This window comes from Vibrio sp. 1731, assembly GCF_033339955.1.
Lineage (GTDB): Bacteria > Pseudomonadota > Gammaproteobacteria > Enterobacterales > Vibrionaceae > Vibrio > Vibrio alginolyticus.
This window is the reverse complement of the sequence record NZ_JAWOVO010000001.1, coordinates 524962-543739: the sequence shown is the minus strand read 5'-3', so window position 1 is coordinate 543739 and position 18778 is coordinate 524962. Positions and strand designations below refer to the sequence as shown.

Here is an 18778-nt window from a genome sequence, read left to right as displayed (position 1 = left end):
GGCTGATCTTCAATTAATAATCCATTCCATATAACTAAAATTATTTTCTCCCGACCTAACTCTCCTAACTAAAAAAGGTTGACGCTTTCGCGTCAACCTTTTAAGTATCTGGTCGTTACAGGAGTATTACAGCTTATCTGTCAGCTCGATTGCTTGACCGATATAGTTCGCTGGTGTCATCTCTTTCAGACGTGCTTTCTCGTGCTCAGGAAGCTCAAGACCGTCGATGAAGTTACGCATTGCTTCGCCGTCTACACGCTTACCACGAGTTAGCTCTTTCAGCTTCTCGTATGGCTTCTCGATGCCGTAACGACGCATAACGGTTTGTACTGGCTCAGCTAGTACTTCCCAGTTCTTGTCTAGTTCAGCAAGAAGCGCTTCACGGTTTACTTCTAGCTTGCTGATGCCTTTAAGTGTCGAAGTGTAAGCGATGATAGCGTAGCCAACACCAACACCAAGGTTACGTAGAACCGTTGAGTCAGTTAGGTCACGTTGCCAACGAGAGATAGGCAGTTTCTGTGCTAGGTGGCCGAATACAGCGTTCGCAAGACCTAGGTTACCTTCTGAGTTTTCAAAGTCGATTGGGTTAACTTTGTGAGGCATTGTTGAAGAACCGATCTCACCAGCAATAGTTTTTTGCTTGAAGTGGCCTAGTGCAATGTAACCCCAAACGTCACGGTCGAAGTCAATCAGGATAGTGTTGAAACGAGCGATAGCGTCGAACAGCTCAGCGATGTAATCGTGCGGTTCGATTTGAGTTGTGTAAGGGTTCCAAGTTACGCCTAGAGACTCTGTGATGAACTCTTCAGAGAACTTGTGCCAATCTAGCTCTGGGTAAGCAGAAAGGTGTGCGTTGTAGTTACCTACTGCACCGTTGATTTTCGCTAGGATCTCAACGTTTTCGATTTGCTTGAATTGACGCTCCATACGGTACGCCACGTTTGCCATTTCTTTACCCATAGTAGATGGAGAAGCAGGCTGACCGTGTGTACGAGATAGAAGAGGAATGTCGCGGTATTCCACTGCTAGTGCTTTGATAGCGTCGATTAGGTTACGGATTTCTGGAAGAATCACGTTCTCACGCGCTTCTTTAAGCATTAGAGCGTGTGATGTGTTGTTGATGTCTTCAGAAGTACATGCGAAGTGGAAGAACTCGTTTACTGCGTGCAGTTCAGGAACGTCTGCTACTTTCTCTTTTAGGAAGTACTCAACCGCTTTTACGTCGTGGTTAGTTGTACGCTCGATCTCTTTGATACGGCGTGCATCTTCTTCAGAGAAGTTTGCAGCAAGGTCGTCTAGGAATTGGTTTGCTTCTGCGCTAAACGCTGGCACTTCTGCAATTTCAGCAGTAGCAGCAAGCTTTTGTAGCCAGCGGATTTCAACGATAGTACGGTACTTTAGTAGACCGTATTCACTGAAAATTTCGCGTAACGCAATTGTCTTGCTTCCGTAACGGCCGTCTACTGGTGAAACAGCAGTCAATGCTGACAGTTCCATGATGTTCTCCTGAATTGGGTTTCTAAATTTCGTGAGCTTTATACCAATAACTGTGGCAATTGTCACGAATATTGCGCAAACGTTTGCGCGAGATTTGTTTTAGTCGAAAAAAATGAGCTCGCGATAAACGCGAGCTGCTTATTTGATATTTTACTACAGACGAGCAAGAAGGATTTGTGCTTGCTCTACCATCTTCTTGCGCCCGAAGATTAGGTGGCGACGCTTACCACCAACTTGACGCCAAAGAACTGCACTACGAATGCCAGATAACAACAGCGCACGAACTTTGTGTTGGCTTGCCGTCTGCTGCAGTACAGATGGCGTGCCCGTTACTTGAATGCGTGGGCCAATAGGGCTAACGACATCCAGATAGATGCTCGCTAAATTGCTGATCATTTGATCGTCTAGTAGCTCAAAGTGCTCTGACTGACGCTTGGCCATTTGAATACGATCGCCAAGCTGAGACATAGCATCGTTACGAGAGCTTAACTTACGTTCTAACGCCATTAAACTAATAATGTAACGAGTAATTTCACTGCCTGATGGTGTGCTATCAATCCCTTTAACCAAGCATTCTAGGCCGAGCTTTAGATCGGCTTCGCGACCGAATACGCCAACTGTGTTAGCAGGGTTCGTGCTCAAAATAGCGTTGATTGATGTTTCAAAAGCATCTTGATCACAATGTCCGTTTCTCGCTACCTGTTGAACTAAAGCAACAGCTTGGCAAATCCCAGCGAAAGCGATAGTACGGTCATAAAGTGTATTCGCCACGTAACGACTCCTAAGCTTGAGAATATTTAATGCGTTGCTCGATGATGCCGCCACCTAGGCACACGTCACCTTTGTAGAACACTGCTGATTGACCTGGAGTTACAGCAATTTGTGGCTCGTCAAAGATAACTTTAATGTTTTCATCATCGATAGGGATGATTGTACAAGGAATATCTTCCTGACGGTAACGAGTTTTCACTGTGCACTTCATAACATCGCGAATTGGCTCACGATCTACCCAGTGAAGTTGTGATGCAAGTAGACCTTCTGATTTTAACATTGGATGGTCTTTACCTTGAACGGCAATCAAAACGTTACGTTCTAGATCTTTCTCACCAACGAACCATGGGTCCTCGTTACCACCGCCGCCTTTACGGCCACCGATGTGTAGACCTTTACGCTGACCAAGCGTGTGGTACATCAGGCCTTGATGTTGACCAATCACTTCGCCTTCAGGTGTTTCGATGTTGCCTGGTTGAGCTGGAAGGTAGCGACCTAGGAATTCAGTAAACTTGCGTTCGCCGATGAAACAAATACCCGTAGAGTCTTTCTTCTTCGCCGTGATTAGATCTTGCTCTTCCGCGATGCGGCGTACTTCTGGCTTCTCTAGGTCACCAACAGGGAATAGGCTACGTGCGATTTGCTCGTTGCTTAATGTGTACAGGAAGTAGCTTTGATCTTTGTTGCCATCTAGACCACGTAACATTTGTGTTTTTTCACCGTTTTCTGGGAAAGAGCGACGCACATAGTGGCCCATTGCAATGTAATCAGCATCAAGTACTTCATCAGCGAATTCTAGGAATGCTTTGAACTTGATTTCTTTGTTACAAAGAATGTCAGGGTTCGGAGTACGGCCAGCTTTGTATTCAGCAAGGAAGTACTCAAATACGTTATCCCAGTATTCGGCAGCAAAGTTGATAGTGTGTAGGTGGATGCCTAGCTTGTCACATACTGCCTGAGCGTCAGCAAGATCTTCTGCCGCTGTACAATATTCTTCGTTGTCATCTTCTTCCCAGTTCTTCATGAAAAGGCCTTCTACTTGGTAGCCTTGCTGCTTTAGAAGATACGCGGAAACAGATGAATCAACGCCGCCGGACATACCGACGATGACTTTCTTTTGACTGTTATCAGACATTACTAAACACCACTTAAATAAACGGGATGCAGATTCTATCAGAATCCACAGACCGGTGACAGATCCGAGATCGAAATCACAATTCGTTTCGCTGGATTTTTCTTCAACAAAGATTCGAACGAGTAATTTCGCAAGTATAGAAGAGGTATATATGGCATAGTTGGCCAAAATCCAAGAGGAAACACCAAATGACAGAAGAAAACCAATTTATGCAAGAAAGTGAGTTGATTGAAATTGTTGAAAATCAGCTCGAAGATGGTAACCCGCTTAAAGTAAAAGAAACCCTTATGCGTTTAATGATGACTGGCACACCACGTGAAGATGCGGTTGCGATGATGGCATGTGCGATGTCAATTGAGATTTTTGATGTAATGAAGAATGAGGGTGAGTTCAACCTAAAGCGTTATAGCGAGCACCTTGAGCAACTACCAGATCTCAGCTTTATGGAAGGTGAATAAGCCACCTAAAAGAAAAAAGTAGTCAGCAAACGTTTGCTATAATCGCTTTTATTGCTGCTTTATTATTAGCGGTATAGAATCCGCTCTCCTTTTCATCCCCTTACTCAGACTGACAATATGAAATTTCCTGGACAACGCAAATCGAAGCACTATTTTCCTGTTCATGCTCGTGACCCGCTGGTGAGCCAAGCACAAGAAAGCAAGAAGATGACGCGCACTCACATCATTGGTATTGACCAAACCTTGGTTGATATTGAAGCAAAAGTTACAACGGATGTGATTGAAAAGTACGGTCTGAGTAAAGGTCACTCTCTGGTTATCGATGACGAAAGAGCAGAAGAGTTATACCAGCAACTGAAAGAAGAGAACTTGATTACCAATGAGTATGCGGGCGGTACAATTGGTAACACGCTACATAACTACTCCGTGCTAGCGGATGACCGCTCCACACTACTTGGAGTGATGAGCCAGGATATTAAGATTGGCAGCTACGGTTACCGTTATCTTTGTAATACATCAAGCCGCATGGACTTGAACTACCTACAAGGTGTAGATGGTGCAATTGGCCGTTGTTTTGCTCTTATCACAGAAGACGGTGAACGTACTTTTGCTATCAGCGAAGGGCAAATGAACCAACTCCATCCTGATAGCATTCCAGAGAAAATCTTTAAAAATGCATCAGCACTTGTACTGACGTCATATCTAGTACGTTGCAAAGACGGCGACCCAATGCCGGAAGCAACAATGAAAGCAATTGAGTACGCGAAAAAGAATGATGTGCCTGTTGTTCTGACTTTAGGCACAAAGTTTGTTATTCAAGATGACCCTAAATATTGGCAAGAATTCATTCGAGATAACGTTTCAGTCGTTGCGATGAATGAAGATGAAGCAGAAGCACTGACGGGGGAATCTGATCCACTTGCTGCGTCTGATAAAACATTGGAGTGGGCTGATCTAGTATTGTGCACGGCGGGTCCTGTAGGTCTATTTATGGCTGGGTATACGGAGGATAGCGCGAAGCGCGAAACTTCTTTGCCATTACTTCCAGGGTCAATTGCTGAATTTAATCGTTATGAATTCAGTCGTCCGGCGAAAAAAGACTCATGCGAGACGCCAATAAAAGTGTACTCGCATATCTCGCCATATATGGGTGGCCCAGAAAAAATTAAGAATACAAATGGCGCAGGTGATGCTGCGTTATCTGCTGTTCTTCATGATATGGCAGCAAATAAATACCATAAAGAAAATGTGCCTAATTCAAGCAAGCACAGTAACGAGTATTTAACTTACTCTTCTTTTTCTCAAGTCTGCAAATACGCAAACCGTGCTAGCTACGAAGTTCTCGTGCAACATTCACCACGATTGTCGCGCGGACTTCCTGAGCGAGAAGATAGCCTAGAAGAAGCATACTGGGAACGTTAATACGAAGCGATTTAATTAACTATTCTGTAACTAAAGTAAAAGGCACATTAAGAAATGTGCCTTTTTATTTGTAATGGTTTAAATAAAAAAGGCTCCCTATGGGAGCCTTTTAAAAAATAGCACGGATCTAGATTAGGAACTCATCCAGAGATTTACCTGCATCAAGTTGCTCTTGAATCGCCGAAGGTGTACGACCTTGGCCAGTCCAAGTTTTCTCATTACCGTTTGAATCTGTGTATTTGTATTTAGCAGGGCGAGGTGCGCGCTTCGCTTTGCCTTTCGTCTTAGTTTCGCCAGATAGCGCAGTAATAAGTGCTTCTACGTCAATACCGTCTTGAGCGATTTTCTCAGCAATCTCTGCAAGCTTAGCTTCTTGCTCTGCTTGTGCTGCGCGTTCTGCTTCTTCTGCTTCACGACGCTCATCTACGACAGTAGTGAGTTTATCTAGAGCTTCTTCCAATTGTTCTAGAGTCAGCTCACGAGAAAATGCACGAAGGCTACGGATATTTAGAAGGGTTTTAGTCAGCTCTGACATAACGATTCCTATTAAAAGGTTAATGTGTTGGGCACTTTTTATCGTTACGATTAAATAATGCCAATCTATAAATAAACAAAGAGTCCTTATATTTAACTTTATCTTTTCCTTATGTGCAAATGCTAAATCAAGATTTTGTTTAAATTTGACTATTTTTTAAAGCAATTAATATTATTACACTCGAAATAAATCATTATTAGATGAGAACTAAAATCAACAATCATTATTGTATAGAGAGAGTGATAGCTTGGTTTTTTATAAAAAAATTTGAGTTATTACTTAAAAATATGAAGCATCCATCTTTAATGCTGTGTCATATATCCTTAATTTATTGATATAAGATAAACCATGATATTTCTAAGGTAGTAATAATGTTTCATAAATAACATGATTGATGTGATTTCAGTTGCACAAAACTTATGGAAGTAGGCAAGGTTTATAAATTATCTCAGTCATTATTTATTTGTTTAATTTAGTTTGATGTGTTGCATTGACTCTCATCATAAGTACAATGGCTGCCACCTGATGCAATATTGCAGACAATTTGTTGTTAATTTGTACAGTTAGTGGTTAATTGTTTGTTGTTGCCGTAGAGGCGCGGTCTCGAAGAGTAGCTATTATTGGGGTGATGCCAATGAATAATAGTGGAAGGCGAAGATTGCCGAAGTAAGTAACTCATCAAAGTTACTTGCTGGGGTTGTATCTGAAAGGAACAACACTGCCATAGTATATATTCACATTAAACTATGGAGCGCTACTGTAGGGTTGGGTGGAGTGTTCGCTTCCCTGTCGCTAAGTTCAACATGAGCACGTATCGTATGCTACGTGACTTGTCTGCAGTAGATCTCTAGCCAAACTTTGGTTTTTGAAGATCATGAATTTAATAGATTTTTCTAGTTCTCCTGTTTCATTATTGCCACCTATTGTCGCTTTGACTTTGGCGATTTTGACTCGACGTGTATTAGTTTCCTTGGGTGTAGGTATCGTGCTAGGTGCGGTGCTACTTAATAGCTGGTCTATCAGCGACACCGCAGGTTACGTCAGTTCTCAAGTTTCTTCTGTCTTTATTGAAGATGGCGGAATTAACACTTGGAACATGAGCATTGTTGGTTTCCTAATCTTATTAGGTATGACAACAGCTTTATTAACGCTATCTGGCGGTACTCGTGCTTTTGCTGAATGGGCACAATCTCGAGTGAAGAGTAAACGCGGCTCCAAACTTCTTGCCGCCTTTTTAGGCGTATTCATTTTTGTCGATGATTACTTTAATAGCCTTGCTGTTGGTGCGATCTCTCGCCCAGTAACCGATCGCTTTTATGTGTCTCGCGCTAAGCTTGCGTACATTCTAGACTCAACCGCCGCTCCAATGTGTGTAATTATGCCTGCTTCTAGCTGGGGTGCTTACATTATTACTATTATTGGCGGGATCTTAGTCTCACATGGGATCACAGAGTATTCGGCTCTTGGCGCATATGTTCGTCTTATCCCAATGAACTTCTACGCCGTTTTTGCGCTGCTAATGGTGTTCGCTGTTGCGTGGTTTGGTCTTGATATTGGTAAAATGCGTGAGCATGAAATCTCTGCATCGCAAGGTCGTGGCTTTGATAAAGACAAAGAAAATGACTCGCAAGAAGCGCATGACCTAAACGAAGAGCTAGATATCCGTGAAAGTGAAAAGGGTAAAGTGTCAGATTTGATACTTCCTATCGTAACGCTGATTATCGCGACTATCGCTTCAATGCTTTACACGGGTGGCCAAGCATTGGCTGCTGATGGTAAGGAGTTTGCGCTTCTTGGTGCTTTTGAAAATACAGATGTAGGTACATCACTAATCTACGGTAGCTTGCTTGGCTTAGCTGTTGCACTGTTTACTGTTGTGAAGCAAGGTCTACCAATGGCTGAGATCGCACGTACACTTTGGATTGGTGCTAAGTCTATGTTTGGTGCGATTCTAATCTTAGTATTTGCCTGGACCATTGGTTCTGTTATCGGTGATATGAAGACTGGTACTTACCTTTCGACAATGGCGCAGGGCAACATTAACCCACACTGGCTACCAGTTATCCTATTCTTGTTGTCTGGCCTAATGGCGTTCTCAACAGGTACTTCATGGGGTACGTTCGGCATTATGCTACCAATCGCGGGTGACATGGCTGGCGCAACAGACGTAGCGCTAATGCTACCGATGCTGAGTGCGGTTTTAGCTGGTGCGGTATTCGGTGACCATTGTTCACCAATCTCAGATACGACTATCTTGTCATCGACGGGTGCACGTTGTAACCACATTGATCACGTATCAACACAGCTACCTTATGCATTATCAGTCGCGCTTGTTTCATGCGTGGGCTTTATTGCCCTTGGTATGACTGCTTCAATTGCGTTTTCGTTTATTGCAGCGTCGATAACATTCGTTATCGTTTGCGCTATTTTGTCATGGCTTTCAAAGTCTAAAATAGCGTCTTGCCAGAGTGCGTAATTCACTGATTTAAAAGGTGAAATTGTAGGAGGCTTCGGCCTCCTTTTTTATTTGTATTATACAATTCGAATTTTTTTAAAATTAAGGGTTGAAAAAAGTAATCAGCTTGGTTAGTGTGGTTGGTAACAAAGCAAATGAGAAGAGCCTTGAAATAAGTATGCGTAATTTTGTAATGAACATTCATCACCATCATCACCCAATCTAGTCTTTCGGGCGATGTACGCATACCCGGGAGGCAGGAAACTCCCGGAGGTAAAATCAAAGTAAAAGCAGATTTTAAACCCTCGGGAGACTTCAATCTCCCGAGGGTTTTTTAGTTTTATTAGTTTGAAAAATACTTAGATATCAAAATCTTGCATAGGGACAAAGCAATGCAAACACAACGTTTAAGAATCGCAATTCAGAAAAAAGGTCGTCTTAGCAAAGAGAGTCAAGCTCTACTAAAACAGTGCGGCGTAAAGTTCAACGTAATGGGCGAGCGTTTAGTTGTCCATTCTGAAAATATGCCAATTGATTTACTCTTGGTTCGTGACGACGACATCCCAGGTTTAATTATGGATGGCGTGGTTGACCTTGGCTTTATTGGCGAAAATGAACTAGAAGAAGTTCGCCTTGACCGCAAAGCATTAGGTGAACCCTGCGAGTTTGTTCAGCTTCGTCGACTTGATTTTGGTGGCTGTCGTTTATCTATCGCAATCGACAAGGACGAAGAGTACAACGGTCCACAAGACTTAGCTGGCAAGCGTATTGCTACAACGTATCCTCAACTTCTAAAAGCGTACATGGATGAAGCCGGCGTTCCATTCTCTACATGTATGCTGACAGGCTCTGTAGAAGTTGCGCCTCGCGCGGGTCTCGCTGATGCTATCGCTGATTTGGTTTCTACAGGTGCAACACTGGAAGCGAACGGCCTTAAAGAAGCTGAAATTATCTTCAAATCAAAAGCGACATTGATTCAACGCACAGGTGAGTTCGACGCAGACAAAGTGGCGCTAATCGAAAAGCTGTTAACTCGCATGCAAGGCGTGCAGCAAGCGAAAGAATCTAAGTACATTATGCTTCACGCCCCAGCAGAGAAGTTAGATCAAATTAAAGCACTACTGCCAGGTGCTGAAGACCCAACTGTTCTTCCTCTTTCTGCAGATAAGCAGAAAATGGCTGTTCACTTAGTGAGTTCTGAAAACCTATTCTGGGAAACAATGGAACAGCTGAAAGAGTTGGGCGCAAGTTCAATTCTCGTTCTACCAATTGAAAAAATGATGGAGTAAGCATCATGAGAACAGTCGTTTGGCAATCATTAAGTGAGAATCAGCAAGACTCTATTTTGGAGCGCCCTGCTATTGCAGAAGGTGCCAATATCACCACTGCTGTGGCCGAAGTTATTGCTAAAGTTCGAGAAGAAGGTGACTCTGCTCTTATTGAGCTGACAGAAAAGTTTGACCGTGTTAAGCCTGAATCCATTCGTGTTTCTTCTCAGGAAATTAAGGCAGCGTCAGAGCGTTTGTCAGAGTCAATGAAGAGCGCACTAGAGCAAGCTTACGCCAATATTTCTAAGTTCCACAAAGCGCAAAAGCCGCAACCGATCAAGGTGGAAACGCAGCCAGGTGTTCTTTGTGAACAAGTAACACGTCCAATTCAAAAAGTGGGTTTGTACATTCCTGGTGGAAGTGCGCCTTTGCCATCGACTGTTTTGATGCTCGGCGTTCCTGCAAAAATTGCAGGTTGTCGTAAAGTCGTTCTTTGTTCTCCACCGCCAATCGCTGATGAGATCCTTTATGTCGCGAAACTGTGTGGCATTGATGAAGTGTACAACGTCGGTGGTGGCCAAGCAGTTGCTGCAATGGCTTATGGCACCGAGACGGTATCGAAAGTAGATAAGATCTTTGGTCCGGGCAACGCTTACGTGACCGAAGCAAAACGACAGGTTAGCAATGATTTCCGCGGTGCTGCGATTGATATGCCAGCAGGGCCATCAGAAGTGTTAGTGATTGCAGATGAAACCGCAGATGCAGACTTTATCGCTGCGGATCTTTTGAGCCAAGCGGAACACGGTCCTGATTCTCAAGTGGTATTGGTGACTCCTTCTCCTGTGATTGCTGATCAAGTGACGGATGCGGTTCAACGTCAGCTTAAGGAGCTATCTCGTGCAGACATCGCAGAAAAGGCTCTGGCATCAAGCTTGATCATTATTTCCGAGTCGATGACGCAGTCAGTTTCTATTTCCAATTACTACGGTCCTGAGCACTTGATTGTTCAGACTAAGAACCCTCGTGAGCTTCTACCTCTATTAGATAACGCAGGTTCTATCTTCCTTGGGGATTGGTCGCCTGAATCTGCGGGAGATTACGCATCGGGGACTAACCACGTCCTTCCTACTTACGGTTACACACGTACTTATTCAAGCTTAGGTTTGGCGGATTTCTCTAAACGAATGACGGTTCAGGAGCTTTCTGCTGATGGTTTAAAGAACCTTGCACCAACGGTAGTCACGATGGCTGAAGCGGAAGGTCTGGACGCTCACAAACGTGCTGTTACTATCCGCGTAGAAAAATTAGCAAGTAAGTAAGAATAAGAGAGTAATGAGATGGAAAAGCTAGCGCGTAAACAAGTCCAACAGCTTACCCCTTATATGTCGGCTCGCCGAATCGGTGGTACGGGTGACGTATGGCTAAATGCCAACGAATCACCATTTAACAATGAATACAAAACAGACTTTGCTCGTCTTAATCGTTACAGCGAATGCCAACCGAAAGAACTGATTTCTGCTTACGCAGCCTATGCGGGTGTGAAACCAGAACAAACACTGACTTCTCGCGGCGCAGACGAAGGTATTGAGTTATTAATTCGTGCATTCTGTGAGCCGGGTGAAGATGCGATTCTTTACTGCCCACCAACTTACGGTATGTACGCCATCAGTGCAGAAACCATCGGTGTAGAGCGCAAAACCGTGCCGCTAACGTCAGATTGGCAACTAGACCTTGCAGGCATCGAAGCTAATCTGGATAACGTGAAACTGGTTTTTGTATGTTCGCCAAACAACCCAACGGGTAACTTGGTTAAGCGTGAGGACATTGTGTCTCTGCTTGAGATGACAAAAGACCGTGTAATCGTGGTGATGGATGAAGCGTACATCGATTTTTGTCCAGAAGCGTCAACGGTAGACCTACTGGCGCAATACCCGAATCTTGCGATTCTGCGTACTCTGTCGAAAGCTTTTGCGCTTGCAGGTCTGCGTTGTGGATTTACGCTTGCGAACGAAGAGCTTATTAATGTACTTCTTAAAGTTATCGCACCTTACCCAGTCCCAGTTCCAGTGGCAGAAATTGCGACTCAGGCGCTTTCGGAAGCGGGTTTAGCACGAGCGAAGTTTCAAGTTCTCGATTTGAATGCAAACCGTGCTTACTTGCAAGTTGGCCTTTCAATGATTCCGGGTTTGGAAGTGTTTGAAGGGTGGGGGAACTACCTATTGGTGAAATTCCCAGATGGCGATGACCTTTTCAAAGCGGCTTGGGATACGGGCATTATTTTGCGTAACTCGCCAATTGAAAACTGTGTGCGTATCAGTGTGGGTAACCGTGACGAGTGCGAAAAAACGCTTGGATTTATCAGAAACTACTACGCATAAATAGAGACAGAATTTATCGCTCTCGCTCAATAGCGGGGGCGCCAAAAGAATAGCAATAAGGAAGTTCGAGTGAGCAAACAACAAAAAATCCTTTTTATTGATCGTGATGGCACCTTAATTGTCGAGCCGCCGATTGATTTTCAAGTAGACCGTTTAGATAAACTAAAACTGGAACCATTTGTTATCCCAAGCCTGTTGTCGTTGCAGGATGCAGGATACCGCCTAGTGATGGTCACGAACCAAGATGGTTTGGGTACAGACAGCTACCCACAAGCTGATTTTGATGCACCGCACAACATGATGATGGAGATCTTTGAGTCTCAAGGTGTGAAGTTCGATGACGTACTGATTTGTCCTCACTTTGATGAAGACAACTGCTCTTGCCGTAAGCCTAAATTGGGCTTGGTAAAAGAGTACCTTCAAGGTGGCAAAGTGGATTTCCAAAACTCTGTTGTGATTGGCGATCGTCAAACCGATCTTCAACTTGCAGAAAACATGGCAATTCGTGGCATTCAATACAACCCAGAAACCATGGGTTGGAAACAGATCCTGAAAGATCTAACGGTGAAGGCTCGCGTTGCTGAAGTGGTTCGCACCACAAAAGAAACAGACATTAAAGTATTCGTTAATCTTGATGAGCAAGGTGGTAACGACATTTCTACAGGTCTTGGCTTCTTTGACCACATGCTGGATCAAATTGCGACGCACGGTGGATTCCAAATGGTGTGCAAAGTGGAAGGTGACCTGCACATTGACGATCACCACACAGTAGAAGATACCGCTCTTGCGTTAGGTCAAGCCTTGAAAGAAGCACTGGGTGACAAACGTGGTATTGGTCGCTTTGGCTTTAGCTTGCCAATGGATGAGTGTTTGGCGCAATGCGCACTAGACCTATCAGGTCGTCCTTACCTTAAGTTCGACGCGCAATTCAGCCGTGAGCAAGTGGGTGATCTTTCAACAGAGATGGTGGTTCACTTCTTCCGCTCTCTGACTGACACATTAGCGTGTACGCTGCACCTGTCTTCAGCGGGCAACAATGATCACCACATCATTGAAAGCTTGTTTAAAGCGTTTGGTCGTACTTTGCGCCAAGCAATCAAAGTAGAAGGCACTGAGCTACCAAGTAGTAAAGGCGTGCTTTAAGGCTAACCTTAGCAAGGAGAAAAACAGTGACAGAACAGAAAGTTGTCATTATCGATACTGGCTGTGCCAACGTCTCTTCGGTGAAGTTTGCTATTGAACGCCTAGGCTATGACGTAACGATTTCAAAAGATCCGCAAGTTGTGTTATCGGCAGATAAGCTATTCCTGCCAGGTGTGGGAACTGCCAGCGAAGCGATGAAGAACCTAGAAGAGCGCGATCTTATCAGCTTGGTAAAACAGGTAGAAAAGCCGCTGTTAGGTATCTGTTTAGGCATGCAACTGCTGGGCAAAGTGTCTCAAGAGAAAGGGCAGAAAGCCGACGAGTTGGTCGAGTGTCTTGGACTTTGTGATGGCGAAGTGAAGCTACTACAAACTGGCGATTTGCCGCTGCCGCATATGGGGTGGAACACGGTCTCTGCAAAAGCAGGTAACCCACTTTTCAAAGGTATTGAAGAAGGAGAGTATTTCTACTTCGTGCACAGCTTTGCGATGCCAGTTGGGGATTACACGATTGCGGAATGTGAATACGGCAACCCGTTCACAGCAGCAGTACAAAGCGGTAACTATTACGGCGTGCAATTCCACCCTGAGCGTTCTTCAAAAGCGGGCGCGAAGCTTATTCAAAACTTCTTAGAATTATAAAAGGGATTTAGTGTGATTATTCCAGCTCTTGATTTAATTGAAGGACAGGTGGTTCGCCTTTATCAAGGTGATTACGGCCAAGTAACCGAGTACAAAGTCGACCCAGCAGAGCAGTTCAACTTGTACCACCAAGCGGGTGCTAACTGGCTGCACTTGGTGGATTTAACTGGCGCGAAAGACACGACAGCACGCCAGCTTGATTTGATTGCAAAGCTACTAGCAAGTACACCAGCAAACATCCAAATCGGTGGTGGTGTGCGTACAGAGCAAGACGTTATTGATCTGTTAGAAGCCGGTGCTCAGCGTGTTGTTGTTGGTTCTACAGCAGTAAAACAGCCAGAGCTTGTGAAAGGTTGGATGGAAAAATACGGCGCAGAGAAAATCGTTCTCGCGCTAGACATCAACATCGATCAAGACGGCACACGTAAAGTAGCGATTTCTGGTTGGCAAGAAGATTCAGGCGTGACTATCGAAGCTCTGATCAACGATTACCTGACGGTAGGTTTGCAGCACGTGCTTTGTACGGACATTTCTCGTGACGGTACGCTAGAAGGCTCAAACGTAGAGCTTTATGTCGACCTATGTAAACAGTACCCACAAGTGCAGTTTCAATCTTCAGGTGGCATTGGCTCATTAGCAGATATCGAAGCGCTAAAAGGCAGCGGTGTGGCTGGTGTGATTGTTGGTCGTGCGCTGTTAGATGGTAAATTCACAGCAGAGGAGGCATTTGCATGCTGGCAAAGCGAATAATTCCATGTCTTGATGTTCGTGATGGACAAGTGGTGAAGGGCGTCCAGTTCCGCAACCACGAAATCATTGGCGACATCGTTCCTCTGGCGCAGCGTTATGCGGAAGAAGGCGCTGACGAGCTTGTGTTCTACGATATTACCGCTTCAAGTGATGGGCGTGTCGTTGACAAAAGTTGGGTCGCTCGCGTTGCTGAAGTGATTGATATTCCCTTCTGTGTCGCTGGTGGTATTAAATCAGCGGAAGATGCAGCGCGCATTCTTGAGTTTGGTGCAGACAAAGTGTCTATTAACTCACCTGCATTGGCTAACCCGCAACTGATTACTGACCTTGCTGATAAGTTTGGTGTGCAATGTATCGTCGTTGGTATCGATTCATACTACGACAAAGAGACAGGCAAGTATCAGGTTTACCAGTTTACTGGCGATGAAGAACGCACCAAAGCAACTCAATGGGAAACACGTGATTGGGTGCAAGAAGTACAAAAGCGTGGCGCTGGTGAAATCGTACTGAACATGATGAACCAAGACGGCGTACGTAACGGTTACGATATTGAACAACTTAACATGGTGCGTGAAGTGTGTAACGTGCCATTGATTGCATCGGGTGGGGCAGGTGCTATGGAGCACTTTGCGGAAGCATACCAAAAAGCAAATGTGGATGGCGCGCTTGCCGCATCGGTATTCCACAAACAAGTCATCAATATTGGTGAACTAAAGCAGTATTTGAAACAACAAGGCATTGAGGTACGACTATGAGTGTGAAAGCCGCCGAAGTAAGTTCGCTAGTTGAGCGAATCAACTGGGAAAAGGTGGATGGTCTGGTACCTGCTATCGTACAAGATTTCCAATCAAGCCAAGTGCTGATGATGGGTTATATGAACCAAGATGCGTTGGCAAAAACGGGCGAAACAGGTCAAGTGACGTTTTTCTCTCGTACCAAGCAGCGTCTTTGGACGAAAGGTGAGACCTCCGGCAACGTATTGCAACTAGTGAACATTCAGCTCGATTGCGACAACGATACGCTACTGGTGAAAGTGAATCCCATTGGTCCTACGTGTCACTTGGGTAACACAACTTGCTGGGATGTGGACCCTCAAGAGGAGTCACAAATGGTGTGGCTTCATCAACTTGAGCAGCTATTGGCTGCCCGCAAGAGTGCCGACCCAGATTCCTCTTATACTGCCAGTCTTTATGCCCGTGGCACCAAGCGTATTTCGCAAAAAGTGGGCGAAGAAGGCGTTGAAGTCGCGCTTGCGGCGACGTCGGGCGATAAGGCGGAGTTAGTGTGTGAATCTGCAGATTTGATTTATCACTTAATGGTATTGCTTCAAGACCAAGGCTTATCGATGAATGACGTAGTGAACAAACTGAAAGAGCGTCATAAGTAAGCTTGCGATAAGTGAAAGCCCCTATGCTCTCGAGCCTAGGGGCTTTTTACTTTAGTGTTCTTGATTCGGGGCAAAAACCGGCAACAGTGCTGGTGGCGATTAGATTCTGAATCACGCTCGTCCCTCGCTGTTCAGAATGACGGTATATTTTCTAATGGTACTTGCAGTAGAGTTATTTACTTCAAATAGGTACATATATTCACGTCACTCCAACGAACCTAGGCGAAGTCAAGAATCCAATTAAATCGAGCTCAATAAGCTAGGAGTGGATGATCTTACCCACAACACTTCTTAAATTTCTTACCGCTTCCACAGATACACGGGTCGTTACGACCTACTTTTAGGCTACTCACTGGTTGGTTTAGGCGAGGATCTTGTTCTGGTTCTTCTTCTAGCTCTTCTTCTGGAAACGTGCCGTCAATGTAGTACCAAAGCCCATTTTCTTTCACGAAACGAGAACGCTCTGTCATACAGTAGCGTTTGCCGTCTTCATCAAAATAAGCGCTAAACTCTACAAAGCCTTCATTGTCATTACTGCCAGCTTCTGTTTTTACAACTTCAAGCTTGCACCAATCGCTGTCGATAGATTGGGCAATGCCTTCACGTTGCTCTTCTGCATTACAGCTTGGGTGGTATGTGTTCACCACGTAATCCACTAGACCTAACACATGCGCGCTGTAACGAGAGCGCATTAGCTGCTCCGGAGTGGTGACGTCAGCGTGGTTATTGTGGGCAATTTCACAACACTGTTGGTAGGTGCGGTTAGAGCCGCAAGGACAAGAAGAAGCCATAAAATGAAATCTCGATTAATTAAGCGGTAAAAACAAACAACCCCACATAAGTGAGGTCGCAGGTATTCTTTGGGGCATTATAGCCGTTTAGGGCGTTTGAGACAGCAGTTCTTGAGCCCATTCCGTCGATTGATTAAAAGCGTCTGCTAATTGAGGTTCGGTTAATTTAAGAACGGTGCAATATCGCTCGGCTAACTCCCAGTCCGCTTGTTCGTAGGCGATCGTCATCGAAAGTAAGTGACCAAGTACGCCTTTTCGACTGGTTAATGCGAGTTTTATATCTTCGTCAACGGGGATATCTTCAATGACATCCGAGAGCGGTTGATCGAGCAAAGATCCGAGCAAAGAAAACATGCCTGTCAAAAAAGCCTGCCCAGGGTCATACCTAGTGTTCATTTGACTAAGTAGCAGTTCACACATTCGTGCACGCTGAATCGCTAAAGAGTAAAGAGAGTCAGGTTTATCTTCTTGAACGGAGGCAATTGCAACTAAGGAAATAAAGCGTCGTAGTCGCTCTTCACCCAGATAAATAAGCGCCTGTCTGAACGATTTGATCTTAGTCGTTAATGTATATCCTGAATTTACGTAAGTAAGCAGCTTGTATGACAGCGTCACATCAATCGAAAACAGACGTTCAACCTCATTGAAGTCGATGGGCTTATCTGCAATCTCTTTACAAAGCTGGATGACGGTAAGAAACGCGGGGTTCAACCGTTTTTTCTGGATCATCTCAGGTTTGCTAAAAAAATACCCTTGAAAATAGTTAAAACCGGCTTCTAGAGCTTGCTCAAACTCTTCATAGGTCTCTACCTTTTCCGCTAGAAAGTCGATTTTAAATGGGCTCAACGCCTGAATAAAAATGGCAGCTTTCTTGATCGGCACAAGTCTAATATCAAACTTGATCATGGAAACGTATGGAAGAAAACGCTTCCAAGCTTTCGTCGGAACAAAATCATCCAGAGCAATTTTGTATCCGCACTCATGAAGGTGCTTGATGGCTTCTAACAGTTCTTCTGTCGGTTCGCAGTCTTCAAGGACTTCAATGACGAGAGATTCTTTAGGGAACAAAGTTGGGACCAAGTTCACCAAGCTTTGATGCGGAAAGTTAACAAAGCCAAGTTTGTTTCCTAATGTGTTGTAATGCGTCGACAAAAAATGATCGGATAGCAGTCGACTAGTAGCCAGCTCTGGTTCTACTTCAGGGAAGGTATTTTTAGGGCCGTCTCGAAAGAGGAGTTCGTAACCTATGGTTCGTTTTTCTCTATCCAGAATCGGTTGGCGAGCTACGTAAGAATACTTCAATTAGGTACTTCGTTCTGTTTAACTTAGTATTATGATAATAGCGATTTTTTACAAAATATCTACGACTTGAGCGTGAATCTTCTACACGCTCTACATGCTTAACGCAAATTCTGTATGAACGGTCTCGTTTGTAGGTCAAAACTATCAGAATTTACTTTTAAAACTGAGCCTTGCGTATACCAATCCCCTAAAACAATTCGGGTCTTTTTAACGCCATCGACGTCAAAAAAATGTGTGTTCGGGCGATGCGTGTGACCATGAATCATTAAGTTGACGCAGTTCTGAGACATCACTTTCTCGACCTCATTTTGGTTAACGTCCATGATATCTAATGACTTGCTCATTTTATCATCACGAATATCGGATTGAACTTTTGAGACAATTTTCTTCTTAATAAACCAAGGAATACGGTTAAACAACCATTGTAGCCATGGCTTGTGAACGGTTTTTCTAAACTCTTGGTATTTCACATCGTCAATGCAGAGCGTATCGCCATGTAGGATTACGGCTTTTTGACCATAAAGATCAATCGTGCAGACATCGTCGAGTAATGTCATACCGGTTTCTTTGCAAAAGCGTTTGCCGAGTAAAAAATCTCGATTGCCTTGGATGAAAAAAGTTGGCACACCCGCATCCGTCAGTGCTTTAAATTCTGCACGGATTTGGTCTGCAAAAGGGGTGTTGTCATCGTCACCAATCCAGAACTCAAACAGATCGCCGAGTACATAAAGTGCATCAGCTTTTGTTGCTTCTGTTCGCATGAACGTCACAAAACATTCCGTGATATCAGGACGTGATGGGGTAAGGTGAAGATCGGAAATAAATAATGTCGTCATAGAAATAAG

General features: G+C 44.3%; 18 protein-coding genes, 1 riboswitch and 1 other annotated feature. Of the genes, 11 read left to right on the top strand and 7 right to left on the bottom strand.

All coding sequences use genetic code 11. The features are described 5' to 3' along the window. Positions 1-126: 126 nt before the first annotated feature. The 3 genes from purB to mnmA all read right to left on the bottom strand — a co-directional run bounded on the left by purB (position 127) and on the right by mnmA (position 3403). Positions 127-1497, bottom strand: coding sequence for an adenylosuccinate lyase (gene purB, locus R7035_RS02320; protein ID WP_005378198.1), 1371 nt, complete (start codon positions 1495-1497; stop codon positions 127-129). Between the two features lie 153 nt (positions 1498-1650). Beyond that, entirely contained in the window at positions 1651-2268 is a 618-nt protein-coding gene (gene hflD, locus R7035_RS02315; RefSeq protein WP_005378194.1) for a high frequency lysogenization protein HflD, read from the bottom strand. A 10-nt stretch (positions 2269-2278) separates the two neighbouring features. Then, entirely contained in the window at positions 2279-3403 is a 1125-nt protein-coding gene (gene mnmA, locus R7035_RS02310) for a tRNA 2-thiouridine(34) synthase MnmA (protein ID WP_054576398.1), read from the bottom strand. Positions 3404-3591: 188 nt separating this feature from the next. Here mnmA and R7035_RS02305 point away from each other — a divergent pair, with 188 nt between their 5' ends. Together R7035_RS02305 and R7035_RS02300 are read left to right on the top strand one after the other, a co-directional pair. Next, the gene (locus R7035_RS02305; RefSeq protein ID WP_005378190.1) at positions 3592-3861 is read left to right on the top strand and encodes a hypothetical protein; all 270 of its coding nucleotides are present in this window, start codon (positions 3592-3594) and stop codon (positions 3859-3861) included. Positions 3862-3978: 117 nt separating this feature from the next. Continuing rightward, entirely contained in the window at positions 3979-5283 is a 1305-nt protein-coding gene (locus R7035_RS02300; protein WP_005378187.1) for an inosine/guanosine kinase, read from the top strand. A gap of 127 nt (positions 5284-5410) precedes the next feature. Here R7035_RS02300 and R7035_RS02295 read toward each other — a convergent pair whose 3' ends face one another. Beyond that, positions 5411-5818, bottom strand: a complete 408-nt coding sequence (locus R7035_RS02295; protein WP_005378185.1) for an H-NS family nucleoid-associated regulatory protein — start codon at positions 5816-5818, stop codon at positions 5411-5413. Between the two features lie 582 nt (positions 5819-6400). Continuing rightward, positions 6401-6583: riboswitch (Lysine riboswitch) on the top strand. Positions 6584-6692: 109 nt separating this feature from the next. On the opposite strand from R7035_RS02295, the gene tet(35) reads away from it, so the two are divergent. The 9 genes from tet(35) (at position 6693) to hisIE (ending at position 15840) form a co-directional block, all read left to right on the top strand. Continuing rightward, positions 6693-8294, top strand: coding sequence for a tetracycline efflux Na+/H+ antiporter family transporter Tet(35) (gene tet(35), locus R7035_RS02290; protein ID WP_005378182.1), 1602 nt, complete (start codon positions 6693-6695; stop codon positions 8292-8294). A 180-nt stretch (positions 8295-8474) separates the two neighbouring features. After that, positions 8475-8612: a sequence feature (His leader region), on the top strand. Between the two features lie 53 nt (positions 8613-8665). Further along, the gene (hisG, locus tag R7035_RS02285; RefSeq protein ID WP_005378180.1) at positions 8666-9562 is read left to right on the top strand and encodes an ATP phosphoribosyltransferase; all 897 of its coding nucleotides are present in this window, start codon (positions 8666-8668) and stop codon (positions 9560-9562) included. Positions 9563-9567: 5 nt separating this feature from the next. After that, positions 9568-10860: a histidinol dehydrogenase gene (gene hisD, locus R7035_RS02280; protein WP_033905089.1), complete on the top strand. Its 1293-nt coding sequence runs from the start codon at positions 9568-9570 to the stop codon at positions 10858-10860. 18 nt (positions 10861-10878) lie between these two features. Further along, the gene (gene hisC / locus R7035_RS02275; protein ID WP_213909881.1) at positions 10879-11919 is read left to right on the top strand and encodes a histidinol-phosphate transaminase; all 1041 of its coding nucleotides are present in this window, start codon (positions 10879-10881) and stop codon (positions 11917-11919) included. 69 nt (positions 11920-11988) lie between these two features. Beyond that, positions 11989-13062, top strand: a complete 1074-nt coding sequence (gene hisB, locus R7035_RS02270; RefSeq protein WP_005389832.1) for a bifunctional histidinol-phosphatase/imidazoleglycerol-phosphate dehydratase HisB — start codon at positions 11989-11991, stop codon at positions 13060-13062. 26 nt (positions 13063-13088) lie between these two features. Next, on the top strand, positions 13089-13703 hold the full coding sequence (hisH, locus tag R7035_RS02265; protein WP_005389830.1) for an imidazole glycerol phosphate synthase subunit HisH: 615 nt from the start codon (positions 13089-13091) through the stop codon (positions 13701-13703). Between the two features lie 12 nt (positions 13704-13715). Next, positions 13716-14453, top strand: a complete 738-nt coding sequence (gene hisA / locus R7035_RS02260; RefSeq protein ID WP_005390889.1) for a 1-(5-phosphoribosyl)-5-[(5-phosphoribosylamino)methylideneamino]imidazole-4-carboxamide isomerase — start codon at positions 13716-13718, stop codon at positions 14451-14453. Continuing rightward, a complete protein-coding gene (gene hisF / locus R7035_RS02255) occupies positions 14435-15208 on the top strand; it encodes an imidazole glycerol phosphate synthase subunit HisF (protein WP_004749837.1) in 774 nt (257 codons plus the stop codon). Before hisA ends, hisF begins: the two co-directional genes overlap by 19 nt. Continuing rightward, the gene (hisIE, locus tag R7035_RS02250; protein WP_053307441.1) at positions 15205-15840 is read left to right on the top strand and encodes a bifunctional phosphoribosyl-AMP cyclohydrolase/phosphoribosyl-ATP diphosphatase HisIE; all 636 of its coding nucleotides are present in this window, start codon (positions 15205-15207) and stop codon (positions 15838-15840) included. Before hisF ends, hisIE begins: the two co-directional genes overlap by 4 nt. A gap of 275 nt (positions 15841-16115) precedes the next feature. Here hisIE and R7035_RS02245 read toward each other — a convergent pair whose 3' ends face one another. From R7035_RS02245 to lpxH, 3 genes are all read right to left on the bottom strand, one after another. Further along, positions 16116-16631, bottom strand: coding sequence for a YchJ family protein (locus tag R7035_RS02245; RefSeq protein ID WP_031812834.1), 516 nt, complete (start codon positions 16629-16631; stop codon positions 16116-16118). Between the two features lie 87 nt (positions 16632-16718). Then, positions 16719-17933, bottom strand: a complete 1215-nt coding sequence (locus R7035_RS02240) for an EAL and HDOD domain-containing protein (RefSeq protein WP_005378158.1) — start codon at positions 17931-17933, stop codon at positions 16719-16721. Between the two features lie 98 nt (positions 17934-18031). Then, on the bottom strand, positions 18032-18769 hold the full coding sequence (gene lpxH, locus R7035_RS02235) for a UDP-2,3-diacylglucosamine diphosphatase (RefSeq protein WP_005389817.1): 738 nt from the start codon (positions 18767-18769) through the stop codon (positions 18032-18034). Positions 18770-18778: the final 9 nt, after the last annotated feature.

Bases quoted from the DNA above. Each gene is read 5' to 3' on its own strand.
- purB (WP_005378198.1), bottom strand. From the start codon at position 1,497: ATGGAACTGTCAGCATTGACTGCTGTTTCACCAGTAGACGGCCGTTAC.
- mnmA (WP_054576398.1), bottom strand. From the start codon at position 3,403: ATGTCTGATAACAGTCAAAAGAAAGTCATCGTCGGTATGTCCGGCGGC.
- R7035_RS02305 (WP_005378190.1), top strand. From the start codon at position 3,592: ATGACAGAAGAAAACCAATTTATGCAAGAAAGTGAGTTGATTGAAATT.
- R7035_RS02300 (WP_005378187.1), top strand. From the start codon at position 3,979: ATGAAATTTCCTGGACAACGCAAATCGAAGCACTATTTTCCTGTTCAT.
- R7035_RS02295 (WP_005378185.1), bottom strand. From the start codon at position 5,818: ATGTCAGAGCTGACTAAAACCCTTCTAAATATCCGTAGCCTTCGTGCA.
- hisG (WP_005378180.1), top strand. From the start codon at position 8,666: ATGCAAACACAACGTTTAAGAATCGCAATTCAGAAAAAAGGTCGTCTT.
- hisD (WP_033905089.1), top strand. From the start codon at position 9,568: ATGAGAACAGTCGTTTGGCAATCATTAAGTGAGAATCAGCAAGACTCT.
- hisC (WP_213909881.1), top strand. From the start codon at position 10,879: ATGGAAAAGCTAGCGCGTAAACAAGTCCAACAGCTTACCCCTTATATG.
- hisF (WP_004749837.1), top strand. From the start codon at position 14,435: ATGCTGGCAAAGCGAATAATTCCATGTCTTGATGTTCGTGATGGACAA.
- hisIE (WP_053307441.1), top strand. From the start codon at position 15,205: ATGAGTGTGAAAGCCGCCGAAGTAAGTTCGCTAGTTGAGCGAATCAAC.
- R7035_RS02245 (WP_031812834.1), bottom strand. From the start codon at position 16,631: ATGGCTTCTTCTTGTCCTTGCGGCTCTAACCGCACCTACCAACAGTGT.
- lpxH (WP_005389817.1), bottom strand. From the start codon at position 18,769: ATGACGACATTATTTATTTCCGATCTTCACCTTACCCCATCACGTCCT.